The sequence below is a fragment of the Streptomyces sp. NPDC030809 genome (assembly GCF_055572195.1).
Genome location: NZ_JBVIDV010000014.1, coordinates 173034 through 188924 on the forward strand (window position 1 = coordinate 173034; position 15891 = coordinate 188924).

At 75.4% G+C, this 15891-nt stretch carries 13 protein-coding genes; 5 read left to right on the plus strand and 8 right to left on the minus strand.

Translation table 11 applies throughout. The features are described from left to right. Nucleotides 1-57: 57 nt before the first annotated feature. Nucleotides 58-1662, minus strand: a complete 1605-nt coding sequence (locus ACZ407_RS20105; protein WP_468129967.1) for a helix-turn-helix domain-containing protein — start codon at nucleotides 1660-1662, stop codon at nucleotides 58-60. A 164-nt stretch (nucleotides 1663-1826) separates the two neighbouring features. Here ACZ407_RS20105 and ACZ407_RS20110 point away from each other — a divergent pair, with 164 nt between their 5' ends. Beyond that, a complete protein-coding gene (locus ACZ407_RS20110) occupies nucleotides 1827-2438 on the plus strand; it encodes a hypothetical protein (RefSeq protein ID WP_468129969.1) in 612 nt (203 codons plus the stop codon). Between the two features lie 57 nt (nucleotides 2439-2495). Then, the gene (locus ACZ407_RS20115; RefSeq protein ID WP_468129971.1) at nucleotides 2496-2765 is read left to right on the plus strand and encodes a DUF6343 family protein; all 270 of its coding nucleotides are present in this window, start codon (nucleotides 2496-2498) and stop codon (nucleotides 2763-2765) included. A 68-nt stretch (nucleotides 2766-2833) separates the two neighbouring features. Here ACZ407_RS20115 and coaE read toward each other — a convergent pair whose 3' ends face one another. The 3 genes from coaE to rpsA all read right to left on the minus strand — a co-directional run bounded on the left by coaE (nucleotide 2834) and on the right by rpsA (nucleotide 6175). Then, the gene (gene coaE / locus ACZ407_RS20120) at nucleotides 2834-3454 is read right to left on the minus strand and encodes a dephospho-CoA kinase (protein WP_468129973.1); all 621 of its coding nucleotides are present in this window, start codon (nucleotides 3452-3454) and stop codon (nucleotides 2834-2836) included. A gap of 90 nt (nucleotides 3455-3544) precedes the next feature. Continuing rightward, a complete protein-coding gene (locus ACZ407_RS20125; protein ID WP_468130074.1) occupies nucleotides 3545-4483 on the minus strand; it encodes a PAC2 family protein in 939 nt (312 codons plus the stop codon). Between the two features lie 186 nt (nucleotides 4484-4669). Beyond that, entirely contained in the window at nucleotides 4670-6175 is a 1506-nt protein-coding gene (gene rpsA / locus ACZ407_RS20130) for a 30S ribosomal protein S1 (RefSeq protein WP_226734925.1), read from the minus strand. Between the two features lie 371 nt (nucleotides 6176-6546). Between rpsA and ACZ407_RS20135 the strand changes: the two genes are divergently transcribed. Together ACZ407_RS20135 and hrpB are read left to right on the plus strand one after the other, a co-directional pair. Next, entirely contained in the window at nucleotides 6547-7377 is an 831-nt protein-coding gene (locus ACZ407_RS20135; RefSeq protein WP_468130076.1) for a class I SAM-dependent methyltransferase, read from the plus strand. A gap of 5 nt (nucleotides 7378-7382) precedes the next feature. Further along, nucleotides 7383-10043, plus strand: a complete 2661-nt coding sequence (gene hrpB / locus ACZ407_RS20140) for an ATP-dependent helicase HrpB (RefSeq protein WP_468129975.1) — start codon at nucleotides 7383-7385, stop codon at nucleotides 10041-10043. Here hrpB and pgfA read toward each other — a convergent pair. From pgfA to ACZ407_RS20160, 4 genes are all read right to left on the minus strand, one after another. Continuing rightward, complete coding sequence (gene pgfA, locus ACZ407_RS20145) at nucleotides 10030-11046, minus strand: cell envelope lipid trafficking protein PgfA (RefSeq protein WP_468129977.1); 1017 nt, start codon at nucleotides 11044-11046, stop codon at nucleotides 10030-10032. The genes hrpB and pgfA overlap by 14 nt on opposite strands. A gap of 13 nt (nucleotides 11047-11059) precedes the next feature. Further along, nucleotides 11060-11200 carry an SPW_0924 family protein gene (locus tag ACZ407_RS20150; protein ID WP_468129979.1) on the minus strand — a complete coding sequence of 47 codons (141 nt, stop codon included), beginning with the start codon at nucleotides 11198-11200 and terminating at the stop codon, nucleotides 11060-11062. Nucleotides 11201-12174: 974 nt separating this feature from the next. Continuing rightward, complete coding sequence (locus ACZ407_RS20155; RefSeq protein WP_468129981.1) at nucleotides 12175-12909, minus strand: hypothetical protein; 735 nt, start codon at nucleotides 12907-12909, stop codon at nucleotides 12175-12177. Between the two features lie 34 nt (nucleotides 12910-12943). Beyond that, nucleotides 12944-14149: a lytic transglycosylase domain-containing protein gene (locus ACZ407_RS20160; RefSeq protein WP_468129983.1), complete on the minus strand. Its 1206-nt coding sequence runs from the start codon at nucleotides 14147-14149 to the stop codon at nucleotides 12944-12946. A 168-nt stretch (nucleotides 14150-14317) separates the two neighbouring features. Between ACZ407_RS20160 and ACZ407_RS20165 the strand changes: the two genes are divergently transcribed. Then, nucleotides 14318-15133 (plus strand): DUF4184 family protein, encoded by an 816-nt coding sequence (locus ACZ407_RS20165; protein WP_468129985.1) that lies wholly within the window; start codon nucleotides 14318-14320, stop codon nucleotides 15131-15133. Nucleotides 15134-15891 lie beyond the last annotated feature (758 nt).

Here is a 15891-nt window from a genome sequence, read left to right on the forward strand (position 1 = left end):
GGCACGTCCACTGACAACGGGCCTGACCAGCAGGTTCGTCCGAGTTCGGGGGCCGCGTCAGCCGGCGGCCCAGTGCCCGGACTCCGATGCGTAACCGTAGACGGGCCGTCCCGCGGCGGCACTGGTGCGGAAGGGCCGGCCCCCGTCGTCGATGCGGGTGGTCCCGGAACGGCCGCCCGCGGTCCACTCCAGCTCCAGGTACCAGGTGCAGTCGCAACCGCTCGCCGCCGCCTCGACCCGCAGCACCACCGGCTCGCGGGCCGAGACGCGCAGCGGGAAGGCCGGGGCGGGGAGGTCGTGCTCGCCGTCGTTTCCGGCGACGGGGCGCGCGAGGGGGCGCGGGGCGTCCAGGTTGACGGCGAACGCGGCGGGGGTGAGGGAGCCTCCGCAGCCCGGAGACATCGTGTACACGTTCCACGGCGGCGGGGTCCCGCGCCCTGCCACGCGTACGTGCAGGGCCTGGAGCACCACCGGCTGCTCCGAGCGGCCGGTCACCGTGGCCTCGACGATCTGGCGCTTGGCGTGGACGGCCTGCTGGGCACGCGCCCAGGCCGGGGCGTCCTGTTCGACCGGGGGCGCGGGCACGGCCGCCGGGGGCCGGCCGACCAGGTAGGCGTGGTCGCAGCCGTTCTCCCACACGTGGGAGCGCACGCCGAGCGCGAGCGGCTGCGCCGGCACCGCGGGCGGGGGGCTGCTGCGGCCGGGCGGCCCGGGCGCGGCACTGGAGGCGGGTGCGGCCGAGGCACCGGCGGAGCCGCTCGCGCGGGCGGAGGGGGCGGACGGGGACGCGGAAGGGGTCGCCGGGCCGCGGCCCGCCGGAGCGGCCGTGACCGGGGGCAGCGGGGCCGGGGACCGCAGCCCGCCGAGGGCCCGCTCCCCCTCGCCCGTGGGCAGCCCGATGGCGAGTACGAGGGCCAGGACCAGCCCGACCACGGCGGCGACCAGGGCCACGCCCGCCGTCCTGCCCCCGCGGCGGTACCAGGGCCCGCGGTCCGCAGGGGCGGACGGAGCGCCCACCCGCACCTCCGGCAGCACCTCTCCGCCGTCCGCGGAACCTGCGCCTTCGGCGAAGCCCGCGCCATCGGCGGAGCCCGCACCGTCCGTGGAGCCCGCACCGTCCGTGGAGCCCGCGCGCCCCGCACCGGGCACGGGTCCCACCCCGGCCCCGAACTCCGCACCGGCCACCGGGCCCGCCACGGCGCCGAGACCCGCATCACCCGCACCGCCCGCACCGTCCGCGGGGCCAGGCTCCGCACCGGCGCCCTCCGCCGGGGCCGCCGGGGCCGCTCCGCCCCGCGCATCACCGGCACGGGCACCGGCCTCGGCAGCCGCGGAGCCGCCCGCCGGCGCCTCCTCAGGCCGCGCCGGAGCCCGCCGCCGCGCATCGGCCAGCAGCCAGGCGCGGTGGAGTTCCAGGGCCTGCTCCGGAGCGGCTCCGCAGGCGCGCGCGAAGCGGTCCACCGTCGCGAACTCCGCAGGAACGGCCTCCCCGTTGCAGTACCGGTGCAGCGTGGAGGTACTCGCGTGCAGCCGCCGCGCGAGGGTCCCGTAACTGAGCCCCGACCGGTCCTTCAACTCCCTCATCAGGCGCGCGAACTCCTGCGTCTCCGCGACCCGCCCCGTCCTGCCCACGGCTTCCCCCGTCCCGCAACGCCGTTCCATGCCAGGGGTGTTCCCCCAGGTCAGCCCCTGTACAGCCGTTCCACCGTCCCGGATCGGCGCGGTTCCATTGTGCGGCAGGCGGGCCGCCGGACAGTCTTCTGGAGCAAGACCTGAACAAGACCCGGGCAAGACCGGGACACACGTTCCACACGGGGAGAACCATCGTGTTCAAGCGTTCCGCCATCGCCGCCGCGGCCCTCGCCACGGCCGCACTCGCCACCCTGGCCGCACCGGCCGCCACCGCCGCTCCCGCGCCCGCCGCGCCCGGCTTCCTCAAGGCCTCGGACCTGCCGCCGGTCCCGGGCACCTCCTGGACCGCCGGCGCGGTCAGGAAGGGCGCCCCGAACCCGGCCCTCTTCTGCCTGAACAAGGCGTTCCCGCTCACCGGCACCTGGCACCGCACCTTCGGCACCGAGTTCGACACCGGCGCCCGCCAGGTCTCCGTCCGCGCCGCATCCGAGGCCGAGGCCAAGAAGCTGACCGCCACCCTGGAGAAGAAGGTCGCGGCCTGCGCCGCCGACTGGCTGCGCAAGACCCCCGGCGGCACCGCCAGCTGGCAGGACTACGGCAAGCTGACCGTCGAGGAGGGCGCCCACGTCTACGGCGTCCACACCGCGGTCCCGGACTCCGAGCACGGTCTGAACCTGTTCGGCATCGGCCGGGACGGCGCCACCGTCACCGTGGTCGACTTCTCCCGCATGGGCACCCTGGTCGACGCCCCGGTGGCCGCCTTCAAGAAGACGACCGTCAAGGCCGTCAACCGGCTCAACCCTTAAGCGGCCGCGCTGCGGGCAGCAGCGGTGAGACGATGGACGCGAGGCGAGGCGATGGCCATGCGTACCGGAAACGAACCGCTGACTGCCCGCAGCCCCCTTCGGCTGCGCTTCTGGCTGAGTATCTGGGGGCTGCTGTGGGCCGTCGCCGGCACGGCCGGCTTCGCCCTCACCGAGCGGATGGGGTGGGCGATCACCTGCGCCGTGCTGACCATCGTGATCAGTGCGGACCTGATGATGGTCGTGCACCGCCTGCACCAGGGCCCGCACTACCAGCCCGGCCCCGACATCCCTCCGTACGAGCCACCGGCCGAGCGGGACCGGCCGTAGCGGGCCCCGCGGCAGGCCGGAGAGCCGTGCCGGACCGGCTGCAGGAGGTCACGCCCGGCCGTATGAGGTCACGCCCGGGCCGGGCCGGCGGTGTCCGCCGCGCGGGCCACCAGCTCTTCCCAGACCTTCCTGACCTGCGGCTCCAGCGCCGCCAGCGGACCGTCGTTGTCGATCACGAGATCGGCCACGGCGAGCCGCTGCTCGCGCGTGGCCTGCGCCGCCATCCGCGCCCGTGCCTCGTCCTCGGTCATCCCCCGCCGCGCGATCAGCCGCGCCAGCTGGGTCTCCGGGGCGGCATCGACCACGACCACCAGGTCGTACAGCCGTCCCAGCCCGTTCTCCGTCAGCAGCGGTACGTCGTGCACGACGATCGCGCCGGGGCCCGCGGCGGCCTCCAGTTCGGCCGACCGCTCCCGGACCAGCGGGTGCACGATCGCGTTGAGCGTCTGCAGCTTCTCCCGGTCGGCGAAGACGATCGCGCCGAGCCCGGGCCGGTCGAGCTCTCCTGCGGGGGTCAGCACCGACTCCCCGAAGGCCTCGACCACGGCCGCGAGCCCCGGCGTACCGGGCTGCACGACCTCCCGGGCGATGCGGTCCGCATCGACGATCACCGCTCCGTACCCCGCCAGCAGCGAGGAGACCTCGCTCTTGCCGGCACCGATCCCGCCCGTCAGGCCCACTCTCAGCATGGGCCGAAGCCTATGCCCCCCGGCCCGCAGGGGACCCGGCGGGCCACTGCCGGGCGTCCCGGGCCGAGCGCCCCGGGCCCGGCGTCCCTGCTACGCGTCCCGCTCGCGCTCCGCCAGGAAGCGCTCGAACTCGCGCCCGATCTCGTCCGCCGAGGGGATCTCGGCGGGCTCGGCGATCATGTTGCCGCGGGTCTCCGCCCCGGCGGCCGCGTCGTACTGGTGCTCCAGGCCCTGGACCAGGGAGACCAGCTCGTCGTCGCCCTCGCGGATCTGCCGGTCGATCTCGGTCTGGGTGCGGTGCGCCTCGGCGCGCAGGGAGTGCGCCACGCCGGGCAGCACCAGCCCGGTGGCCGCGGTGATCGCCTCCAGGGCGGTGAGCGCGGCGTCGGGGTAGGCGGAACGCGCGATGTAATGCGGCACGTGCGCCGCCACGCCGAGCACGTCGTGGCCGGCCTGCGCGAGGCGGAACTCGACCAGCGACTCGGCGCTGCCGGGCACCTGCGCCTCGTCGAACGGGCTGCGGTGGCCGGGCACGAGGTCCGTGCGGTTGCCGTGCGGGGTCAGGCCCACGGGCCGGGTGTGCGGCACGCCCATCGGGATGCCGTGGAAGTTCACCGAGAGCCGCACGCCCAGCCGCTCCACGATCTGCTGCACGGCCTTGGCGAAGCGCTCCCACTCCACGTCGGGCTCGGGGCCGGACAGCAGCAGGAACGGTGCGCCGGTGGCGTCCTGGACCAGGCGCACGTCGAGCTCCGGGGCCTCGAACGCCGTCCAGCGGTCCCGCTGGAACGTCAGCACGGGCCGGCGGGCCCGGTAGTCCACCAGCCGGTCCGCGTCGAAGCGGGCCACCACCTGGTGCGGCAGGGTTTCGAGGAGCCGGTCGACGATCTGCTCGCCGGCGTCACCGGCGTCGATGTAGCCCTCGAAGTGGTAGAGCATGACCAGTCCGGCGGAGTCCTGGGCCAGCGCCAGGTCCACCACCGCCAGACCCTTGGCGTCCCATGTGTACAAACCCTGTGGATCAAGCACCGTCACCACTCCTCCTCGCGTCAATGCAAAGAACGTACGAGGAGTCGTGACCATTCCCCCAGCCGCGGTCCGGGCCCGTGAACACTCCGTGAAGTGCGCCCCGGAAAAGCGGTGAGGCCCGCCCCCCGGAGGGGACGGGCCTTACCGTTTCAGCTCAGGCTCGCGCCGAAGCGCGCTGCGCTGCGATCAGCTCTGGCCGCCGGCCAGCTTCTCGCGGAGCGCGGCCAGGGCCTCGTCGGAGGCCAGGGCGCCGGAGGTGTCGTCCGACTCCGAGGAGTAGGAGCCACCGGAGATGCCCGCACCGGCGTTGCCGGCGGCCGGGGCGGCAGCGCCCTCGGCAGCGGCGGCCTCGTCGGCCTCGCGGCTCTTGATGACCTGCGCCTGGTGCTGCTCGAAGCGGACCTGCGCCTCGGCGTACTGGCGCTCCCACTCCTCGCGCTGCTTCTCGTAGCCCGGCAGCCAGTCGTTGGCCTCGGGGTCGAAGCCCTCGGGGTAGATGTAGTTGCCCTGGTCGTCGTAGGACGCGGCCATGCCGTACAGGGTCGGGTCGAACTCGACCGAGGCCGGGTCGGCACCGAAGGACTCGTTGGCCTGCTTCAGCGAGAGGCTGATGCGACGGCGCTCGAGGTCGATGTCGATGACCTTGACGAAGATCTCGTCGTTGACCTGGACGACCTGCTCCGGGATCTCCACGTGGCGCTCGGCCAGCTCGGAGATGTGGACCAGACCCTCGATGCCCTCGTCCACGCGGACGAACGCACCGAACGGAACGAGCTTGGTGACCTTACCCGGAACGACCTGGCCGATCTGGTGGGTACGGGCGAACTGCTGCCACGGGTCCTCCTGGGTCGCCTTCAGCGACAGGGAGACGCGCTCGCGGTCCATGTCCACGTCGAGAACCTCGACGGTGACCTCCTGGCCGACCTCGACAACCTCGGACGGGTGGTCGATGTGCTTCCAGGACAGCTCGGAGACGTGGACGAGACCGTCGACGCCACCCAGGTCCACGAAGGCACCGAAGTTGACGATCGAGGACACGACGCCGGAGCGGACCTGACCCTTCTGCAGGGTGGTGAGGAACGTCTGGCGAACCTCGGACTGGGTCTGCTCGAGCCAGGCGCGGCGGGACAGGACCACGTTGTTGCGGTTCTTGTCCAGCTCGATGATCTTCGCCTCGAGCTCCTTGCCCACGTAGGGCTGCAGGTCGCGGACACGGCGCATCTCGACCAGGGAGGCCGGGAGGAAGCCGCGGAGGCCGATGTCGAGGATGAGACCACCCTTGACGACCTCGATGACGGTACCGGTGACGATGCCGTCCTCTTCCTTGATCTTCTCGATGGTGCCCCAGGCACGCTCGTACTGGGCGCGCTTCTTCGAGAGGATCAGGCGGCCTTCCTTGTCCTCCTTCTGGAGAACCAGGGCCTCGATCTCGTCGCCGACCTTGACGACCTCGTTCGGGTCGACGTCGTGCTTGATCGAGAGCTCGCGGCTCGGGATGACGCCTTCGGTCTTGTAACCGATGTCGAGCAGGACCTCGTCCCGGTCGACCTTCACGATGACGCCGTCGACGATGTCGCCGTCGTTGAAGTACTTGATCGTCTCGTCGATCGCGGCGAGGAAGGCTTCCTCGTTACCGATGTCGTTGACCGCAACCTGCGGGGTGGTGGCGGTGGTCTCGGTGCTGCTCGTCATGTGGGAAAGGGCTCCGGTTACGGACAGAAAGTCGTAGGTACTGCTACGCCGGGAGCCTTTATCGCGTCTGCCTGAGCCGGACAGCCAAGGAGGCCACGCACCGCCGGGGCGGCGAGAGAGCCTCGAAAACCGAGAGGTTGCAACAGATGCGAGCGCAGCCTGCTAGGTCTGAGGAGCGCAGGCTCGCAGCGCAACTTGTAGCATACGGGGGCAGCCGGACAGGGTCAATGCGCGAAGGCGCCCACCCCGGGCGGAACACCGCACACCCGGCACAACTCGTGTGCACACAGGCGCGGCTGCGTGCTGCGAAGACTACGACGACGGGCCCGATGAACCAAGAGGATGGCGCCTCCGAAGGCGCGTACGAGGCGATGTACGAAGGTACGGACGCGTTCGAGGACGACTCCGACGGCGCGGAGGCCACCCGGCGTAACGCGGGGGAAGCGGAGAGCAGCCGGGCCAGCCGCGGCTGGTGGGACCGCAACGCCGACGAGTACCAGAGCGAGCACGGGGCCTTCCTCGGCGACGACCGCTTCGTCTGGGGCCCCGAGGGGCTCGACGAGGCGGAGGCCGCCCTGCTGGGCCCGGCGCAGGCGCTGCGCGGCAAGGACGTCCTGGAGATCGGCGCCGGCGCCGCCCAGTGCAGCCGCTGGCTGGCCGGGCAGGGCGCCCGCCCGGTCGCGCTCGACCTCTCCCACCGCCAGCTCCAGCACGCCCTGCGGATCGGCGACGGGGACGTCCCGCTGGTCCAGGCCGACGCCGGGGCGCTGCCCTTCCGCGACGGCTCCTTCGACCTGGCGTGCTCGGCGTACGGGGCGGTGCCCTTCGTGGCCGACCCCGTGAACGTGATGCGCGAGGTGCACCGGGTGCTGCGCCCCGGCGGCCGCTGGGTCTTCTCGGTCACCCACCCGATCCGCTGGGCCTTCCCGGACGAGCCGGGCCCCGAGGGGCTGTCGGTGTCCGCGTCCTACTTCGACCGGACCCCGTACGTGGAGCAGGACGAGACCGGCCGCGCCGTGTACGTCGAGCACCACCGCACGGTCGGCGACCGGGTCCGCGACGTGGTCGGGGCCGGGTTCCGGCTGCTCGACCTGGTCGAGCCCGAGTGGCCGGAGTGGAACGCGCAGGAGTGGGGCGGCTGGTCCCCGCTGCGCGGGAACCTGATCCCCGGCACCGCGATCTTCGTGTGCGAACGGGACTGACCGCCGTGACGGAGCCGCCCGCCCCCGCCGGCCGCACGGGCCGGCACGCCCCGATACGCACCGGCGCCCTGGCCGCCCTCCCGGTCCGGGAGTCCGTACCGGCGCTGACGCGCGCACTGGACTCCCACGGCACGGCCGTGCTGTGCGCACCGCCGGGCACCGGCAAGACCACGCTGGTCCCGCTGGTGCTGGCCGGCCTGGTGGCGGCGGACCCGGCGGCCGGCGCCGCAGGGTCCGCGGGCTCCGGCGGCCCCCGGCGGCGGGTCGTGGTGGCGGAGCCGCGGCGGATCGCGGCCCGGGCGGCCGCCCGCCGGATGGCCTGGCTGCTGGGCGAGCGGCCCGGGGAGTCGGTGGGCTTCACGGTCCGCGGGGAGCGGGTGGTGGGGCCGGACACGGTGGTGGAGGTGGTCACCACCGGGGTGCTCCTCCAGCGGCTCCAGCGCGACCCGGAGCTCTCCGGGGTGGACGTGGTGGTCCTCGACGAGTGCCACGAGCGGCATCTTGACGCGGACACCGTCGCCGCCTTCCTCCTCGACGTGCGCGCCGCGCTGCGCCCCGAACTCCGGCTGGTGGCGGCCTCGGCGACCACGGACGCCGAGGGCTGGGCCCGGCTGCTCGGCGGCGCCCCGGTGGTGGCGGCGGCCGGGGTCTCCCACCCGGTGGAGGTGGTGTGGGCGCCGCCGGCCCGGCCGGTGCGGCCGCCGCACGGCATGCGCGTGGACCCGGCGCTGCTCGCGCACGTGGCGGCCGTGGTCCGGCGGGCCCTGGCCGAGCGCGAGGGCGACGTGCTGTGCTTCCTGCCCGGGGTCGGGGAGATCTCCCGGGTGGCCGGGCAGTTGGGCGGGGTGCCCGCCGAGGTGCTCCAGGTGCACGGCCGGGCCCCGGCCGCCGTCCAGGACGCGGTGCTGGCGGGCGGCGGCGGCCGCCGGGTCATCCTGGCGACCGCTGTGGCCGAGTCCAGCCTGACGGTGCCCGGGGTGCGGATCGTGGTGGACGCCGGGCTGGCCCGGGAGCCGCGCACCGACCACGCCCGGGGCCTGGGCTCGCTGACGACGGTACGGGCCTCCCGTGCGGCGGCCCGCCAGCGCGCCGGACGGGCCGGGCGCGAGGCCCCCGGCGCGGTGTACCGCTGCTGGGCGGAGGCGGAGCACGACCGGCTGCCGGCCTTCCCCGCCCCCGAGATCAAGCTCGCCGACCTGGCGGAGTTCGCCCTGCAGGCCGCCTGCTGGGGCGATCCGGAGGCGACCGGACTGGCCCTGCTGGACCCGCCCCCGGCGGGGGCGCTGGCGGCGGCCCGCGAGGTGCTGGCCGCGGTCGGCGCCGTGGACGCGGCCGGGCGGGCCACGGCCCGCGGCACCCGGATGGCACGGCTGGGCCTGCACCCGCGGCTGGCCCGGGCCCTGCTGGACGCGGCCCCGCAGACGGGCGCCCGCCGGGCGGCCGAGCTGGTGGCCCTCCTGAGCGAGGAACCCCCGCGGGAGTACGGCGACGACCTCGCGGCCGCCTGGCGCACGGCCCGGCAGGGCGGCGACGCGTACGCGGCCCGCTGGCGCACGGAGGTCCGCCGGCTGAGCGGGGCGGCGGACCGGGCGGCGGCGGCCGCGGAGGCCTCCGCGGCGGACGCGGGGGCGCCCGCGGCGGGTACGGGGGCGTCCGCGGCCGATGCGGGCGCGGGGCTCGCCGACGATGCCGCGGCCGGGCTGGTGGTCGCGCTCGCGTTTCCCGAGCGGGTGGCGCGGGCCCGGGGTGCGGGGGCCTTCCTCATGGCCTCCGGCACCGGGGCGGAGCTCGGCGAGGGCTCGGCGCTGCGCAGTGCGCCCTGGCTGGCGGTCGCGGTCGCGGACCGGGGCGCCCATGCCGCCTCGGCACGGGTCCGGCTGGGCGCCGTACTCGACGAGGCGACGGCCTGCGAGGCCGCTGCGCACCTGCTGTCCTCGGGCGAGGAGGTGGGCTGGGCCGACGGTGAGGTCGTGGCGCGGAGCGTGGAGCGGCTCGGCGCGGTGGAACTGGCCGTACGCCCGCTGCGGAACCCCGGTCCGGACCTCGTACGCGAAGCCCTGCTGGAGGGGCTGCGCCGCGAGGGGCTCGGGCTGCTGCGCTGGACGGCGGAGGCGGCCGGGCTGCGCGAGCGGCTGGCCTTCCTGCACCGGGTGGCCGGCGGGCCCTGGCCGGAGGTGTCGGACGCGGCCCTGCTCGCGCGGGCGGACGACTGGCTGGAGCCGGAGCTGTCCCGGGCCCGGCGGCGGGCCGACCTCGCGCGGATCGACGCGGGACGGGCGCTGACCCGGCTACTGCCCTGGGCCACCGGGGAGGCGGCCCGGCTGGACGAGCTGGCCCCGGAGCGGCTGGAGGTGCCCAGCGGCTCGCGGATCCGGCTGGACTACTCCGCCGACCAGCCCGTACTGGCGGTGAAGCTCCAGGAGCTGTTCGGGCTGCGGGAGACCCCGCGGGTGGGCGGCGTACCCGGGGTGCCGGTGCTGGTGCACCTGCTGTCCCCGGCCGGGCGGCCCGCCGCGGTGACGGCGGACCTGGCGTCCTTCTGGGCCGAGGGGTACCGGGCGGTCCGCGCCGAGCTCCGCGGCCGCTACCCCCGGCACCCCTGGCCGGAGGACCCGGCGGGCGCGGAGCCCACCCGGCACACCAACAACCGGCTCAGGGGACGCTGACCGGCTCGCCGCCGGGGCGGGCCGGTTCCGCCGCGGCGGGACGGGACGGGTCCCGGCGGCGGCCGCGGGCCTCCAGCCAGAGCGCGAGGGCGAGCAGGCCGGCCCCGCAGACGGCGGAGCCGACGGGGGCGTACGTGTGCAGGGCGAGCACCTTGACGCGGTTCGCGGCGACGAGGTCCACGGTGTGCCGGAGGTAGTCCTCGCGCATCTTCACGTGCCCGTCGAAGACGACGAGGCGATGGTCCGGGGCCCCGGCGGCGAGCGTGCCGCCGCGCAGTTCCTCGGTGTGGATCTCCTCGCCGTTGACGGGGGCGCCGGTGACGGGCTCCACCCAGAACATGCGCTTGGTGGTGTACCAGCGGCTGGTGCCGAAGGACTTCTCGATGGTGGACGCGTCGAAGCCCGGGATCGGCATCTTCTTGGGGAAGGGCACCTTGGTCCAGGGGATGGTCTGCTCGTAGTAGTAGACGTCCAGGCCGCGGAACGTGCGGGGGCCGACGTAGTGGATGGGCGCGGAGGTGCGGGTCTGGGCGTCGAAGTAGAGGTAGTCGCGCGGCTCGGTGAAGAAGGGCCACTTGAACTCGATGCCGGTGCGCCGGACCGGGTCCCCGTCCACCATTTCGCCGGTGGCGTGTACGGGGTCCTGGGTGTGGGCGTCGAAGATGTACCGCTCGGGGATGGCCGAGACCATCTTGCCGTCGGGGCCGGCCATGTAGGAGAGGGCGTCCCAGACCACCACGTCGCGGCCGGCGCTCGCCTCGATCTCCTTCGAGCGCTCGACGTTGCCCTTCAGGGTCTGCACGATGGTGATCTTGGGGACCTTGCGGGGCTTGAGGGTGGCGTAGTCGAGGAGGGTCGCGGGCTTCGCCTCCAGGACCGCCTCCTGGTACTGGCCCGGCGGGATCTTCGCGAAGCTCGGGTACATCCACCAGCGCAGCAGGGGTGCGAGTGCGGTGCAGAACACGGCGAGGGAGAGCAGGACGAGGCTCGCTCTGCGTCGCATGGCCGGGCCTCCTCTACTTTCCGGGTGCGGGCGGGACGGTGGTGAGCAGCGGCTTCGGCGAAGTGCCGGCCTCGGGCGGGCCGATCGCCGTGGCGAGGAAGACGAGCAGCAGGGCGGCGGCCAGGCCGATTGCGGCGGCGGTGAGGGCGCGCATGGCTGTGCCTCCGGATCTGATGGGGCGTCAGGGTTGGGGCACGGTAGCAACGCGGGGCCGAGATTTGAACACGTCCTCCACCCACGACCCTGCGGGCCTCGCAAACGGGGCTCCACCCCGGACCCCGCGCCGCCGGCCCCGCGGGGCCGGAGTTCCCCCGGACCGGCCCGAAGGCTGCGGCCCGCCGCCTGACTTCGGGGGCTCCGCCCCCGCACCCCCGCGCCTCAAACGCCGGCGGGGCTGGAGTTTGCCCCCTCGGCCGGTGCGGAAGGTACGGCCCACCGCGAGGCTTTCGGGGCTCCGCCCCCGGACCCGCGCCTCAGACTCCCCCCAGCCCAGGGGCGGGGAGGAGGTGCCCCCTGCGGGGCTGGAGTTGCCCCGGCCCTGTGCGGAAGGTGCGGCCCGCCGCCGGGGTTTCGGGGGCTCTGCCCCCGGACCCCCGGTCCTCAATCGCCGGACGGGCTTGATTTTGCCCCCTCGGCTTGCACCTGCGGCTCTCCCCATGCGCCACATTGCGTGGGCACCCCCACGTGGGTCGGCCCCGTGGGTCGCCACCGTGGATCGCCCCACAGGTCCGCCCTGCGCGGTCCGCCCCGCGCGGTCCCCCACAGGGGCCGCCCTACAGGACCGCCCTACAGGACCGCCCTAAGGAGTGGCATGCCCCAAGGACTGGATGCTGCGGGGCACAATCGAGCCCCGCCGGCGATTGAGGCGCGGGGGTCCGGGGGCGGGCCGCACCTTCCGCACCGGCCGGGGGCAAAATCAAGCCTCGCCGGCGTTTGAGGCGCGGGGGCGCGGGGGCCGGAGCCCCCGAAACCACGTGGAAGCCGCTGCCCCCGCACCGGCCGAGAGGCAAACTCCAGCCCCGCCGGCGTTTGAGGCGCGGGGGTCCGGGGGCGGAGCCCCCGAAAACCCGGCGGCGGGCCGGCGGGCGGGGCACGTCCGGGCTCGCCCGGTCTGGGCGGCGCAGTCGGTCAGCGGCCTCGGTTGCGGGTGCGGCGGACACGCAGCCGGCTGGTCCGGAGCCGGGCGCGGGCCTCAGGGGGGAGCGCGGCCAGGGCCGGGTGCAGCGGGGCCCGGAACTCCGGCTCCGGCTCCGGCCGCCGGTACTGCGCGAGCCACGCCACCTGTCCCCCCGCCGCCACGGCCAGCCCGACCGCGACCGCGGGATCCTCCGGCACCGCGTCGAACAGCGCCATGCCCTCGAAGACGACCACCGGCAGCAGCGCCACCCAGCCCAGCAGCCCGAGACAGCCCGGCTCCCGCGGCGCCGGGAGCCGGAGCGGTTCCAGCCGAGCCCGCCACGAGGCGTGGAACTCGGTCCTGGCCAGGGTCAGTTCGGGGTCCCGGGCCAGGACCGCCCCCAGCGGGGCGGGCGCCTTCCGGCGGCGCAGGGCGGCGAGGAGCGCATCGGGCAGCGGATGCCCGGCACTGCGTTCCGGGTCGGCTCCGGCCGGGGTCAGGGCGAGGGTGCCGCGGTGGTTGACGGCGACCAGGCCGTCCAGCACCAGCCGGGCCGCCGCGGCCTGCACGTCGTCCTCCGGCCACCCGCGTTCGAGGGCTGCGTGGTACGCGTCCACGTGCAGCGCGGCACGGGCGCGCGCCACCTCCTGCCGGACCCGGCCGTCCCGCCGCAGCCTCAGCCCGAGCACCCCGCACAGCACCGCCGTGAAGGGAAGGACCACCCCGAACAACAGGACCCGCGCCACGCCGCGACCCTAGTCCACCGGAAAACTCCGCCCGCTACCGCGTCGGCGCCGAAGGGCTCGCGGAGCCGGCCCCCGGTGCGGGGGCCGTGGGGGTGGGCGCGGCCGTCGGCTTCGAGGATGCGGAGGGGGACGCGGCCGGCTTCGGCGTGGCGGTGGCGGTGGGGGTGGGAGTGGGGGTGGGAGTGGGCTTCGCCGAAGGGGTCGTTGTGGGCGTGGGTGTGGGGGTGGGGGTGGGCGTGGGTGTGGGGGTGGGCCGCGGCGAGGGGGTGCTGGGCTTCGGCGACGGGGTCGGGGTCGGCCGCGGCGAAGGGGTCGGAGTCGGGGTCGGAGTCGGGGTCGGCTCCGGCCTTGGCTTCGGCTTCGGCTTCGCGTTCGGGATCTCCCGCGCCCCCGTCACGTAGAACGTGAACCACGAGCGGACCGTCCGCAGGTACTCCGCCGAGTGGTTGTAGCTGAGGACCGCGCGGTCGAGGTCGGACGGGTTGCGCAGGTCACGGGTGCCCGCGCAGAGGTAGCGGCCCGCCGCCAGGGCCGCGTCGAACACGTTGTTCGGGTTGCGCAGGCCGTCGCCGTTCGCGTCCTGGCCCCAGGTGCGCCAGGTGGACGGGATGAACTGCATGGGCCCGACCGCCCGGTCCCAGCGGCTGTCCCCGTCGTACGCCCCGTCGTCCGTGTCGGCGATGTTCGCGAAGCCGTTGCCGTTGAGGACGGGGCCCAGGATCGGGGAGAGGGTGGTGCCCGCCGCGTCCACCTGGCCGCCGCGCGCCTGCCCCGACTCCACCCTGCCGATCGCCGCGAGCAGCTGCCAGCGCAGCCCGCAGCCGGGGTCGGTGCCGGCGACCGTCCGCTCGGCCTGCCGGTAGGCCGCGAGGACGGTGACGGGTATGCCCCGGCTGCCGGCCATCGGCACCGGCAGCCGCAGCACCGGCGCGGTGCGCGGCGGCACGGCGGGGCGCGGAACCGGGGTCGGGGCCGGGGTGGCCGCCGGGGTGGCGGCGGGCTGCGGCTCGGGGTCGCCCGGCGGCAGCGGGGAGACCAGCGGCGGCAGGGCGGTGTAGTAGGCGGCGGACGCGGCCGGCCACTCCCAGGCCGCCTCCTGCCGCGGCCGCTGCGCCGCGGTGCCGTCCGCCGCCTCCGCGGCCGGGCCCCCGGAGGCCACCGCCGCGCCGGCGACGAGCGCCGAGACGAGCGCGGCCGCGCTTCCGCGGCGCCAGGTGTGTGCGGTCCGTACTGCTGCCATGGCCGGGCCCTCTCCCCCTCGACGGCCTGCGTCCGCGTGACAGTACGACAACTCCCCTCGAAACGGCACCTGTTGTCGGGCAGCGTTCACCAATCCCCCACGGGCGGGCCGTGCGGAGCGGATCCGCGCATACTGGAATGTCCAAGATCCATCCGGAAGGTCGGACCCATGCCGTTCACCCTCAGCCACGCGGCCGCGGTGCTGCCCGGGCTGCACCGGACCGGGCGGGCCCGCGGCCCGCTGGTCACCTCGGCCCTGGTGGCCGGCTCCTTCGCGCCCGATCTGGCGTTCTTCGCGGCGAGCGCGGTCCCGGGGGCGATGGCCTTCGGCACGTTCACGCACTCCGTGGCCGGGATCGTCACCGTGGACGCGGTGCTGACGGGCGTCCTCGTGGCGGTGTGGCTGCTGCTCCGGGAGCCGCTCGCCGCGCTGCTGCCCGCGGGCCGGCAGGGGCGGGCGTACGGGATCGCGCGCGGGGAGGACTGGCGGGGGCGGCGCCTGCTGCCGCTGGCCGGCCGGTTCTACGCCTCCGCCGTGCTCGGCTCGCTCACCCACGTGGTGTGGGACTCCTTCACCCACCACGACCGGTGGGGCACGGACGCGCTGCCGGTGCTGTCGCGCGGGGTCGCGGGGATGCCGCTGTTCGCGCTCCTGCAGTACGCGAGCTCGGCGGCAGGGCTGGCCCTGCTCGGCTGGTTCCTCGTCGGGGCGGTGCGGCGGCAGGCGGGGGGTGGGCCGCGGCCGGACGCGGTGCCGCGGCTGTCGGGGGCGGAGCGGGCGGCGGCGCTGGTGCTGCTCGCGGTGGCGGGGGTGGTGGGGGCGGTGCAGCGGGTGCTGCTGTGGTGGTCGTACGGGCCGCGGGTGTCGAGCGGGCTCGACGTGGTGCCGGCGGTCTGCTTCGGGGCGGGGGCGGGGGTGGGCTGCGGGCTCCTCTTGTACGCGGGGCTCGTGCGCGGCCGCGACCGGCTCCGCGTGGCTCCCTGACCCGGGGCTCCGCCGTCGTACCCCGCCCTGCCCCTATTCCGTGTGCTCCGCCCCCGCGCCCCTGCGCCTCAAACGCCGGCGGGGCTGGATTGGCCCCCGCCCCACCGGAAACTGCGCCCCGCGGCGGGGTTTCGGGGCTCCGCCCCGGACCCGCGCCTCAAACGCCGGCGAGGCTGCATTGGCCCCCCCGGACCGGGAACTGCCGCCCGCCGGCGAGGCTGGGAGTTTGCCCCTCGGCCGGTGCGGAAGGTGCGGCCCGCCGTCGGCCTTTGGGGGCTCCGCCCCCGCACCCCCGCGCCTCAAACGCCGGCGGGGCTGGGTTGGCCCCCATCGCGCAAACGCGCAGCCCGCCGTCGACTTTCGGGGCTCCGCCCCGGACCCCGGTCCTCAATCGCCGGACGGGCTTGATGTGGCCCCCTGCCCGGACGTCGAGCAGCAGGCACACCCAGCTCAGGCGCTGGACGCTCCGGGGCCATTCAAGCCCCGGCGGCGCTTGAGGCGCGGGGCCACGGGGACAGACCCCCGAAACCACACCGCGTGCCGCACCTTCCGCACCGGGCCCGGGAGCACATTCAAGCCCCGCCGGCGATTGAGGCGCCGGGACCCGGGGGCAGAGCCCCCGAAACCACACCACGGGCCGCACCTTCCGCACCTGGCCCGGGGCAACCCAAGCCCGTCCGGCGATTGAGGACCGGGGGTCCGGGGGCGGAGCCCCCGAAACCACACCACGGGCCGCGCCCTGCCCGCCGGGCCCGGCA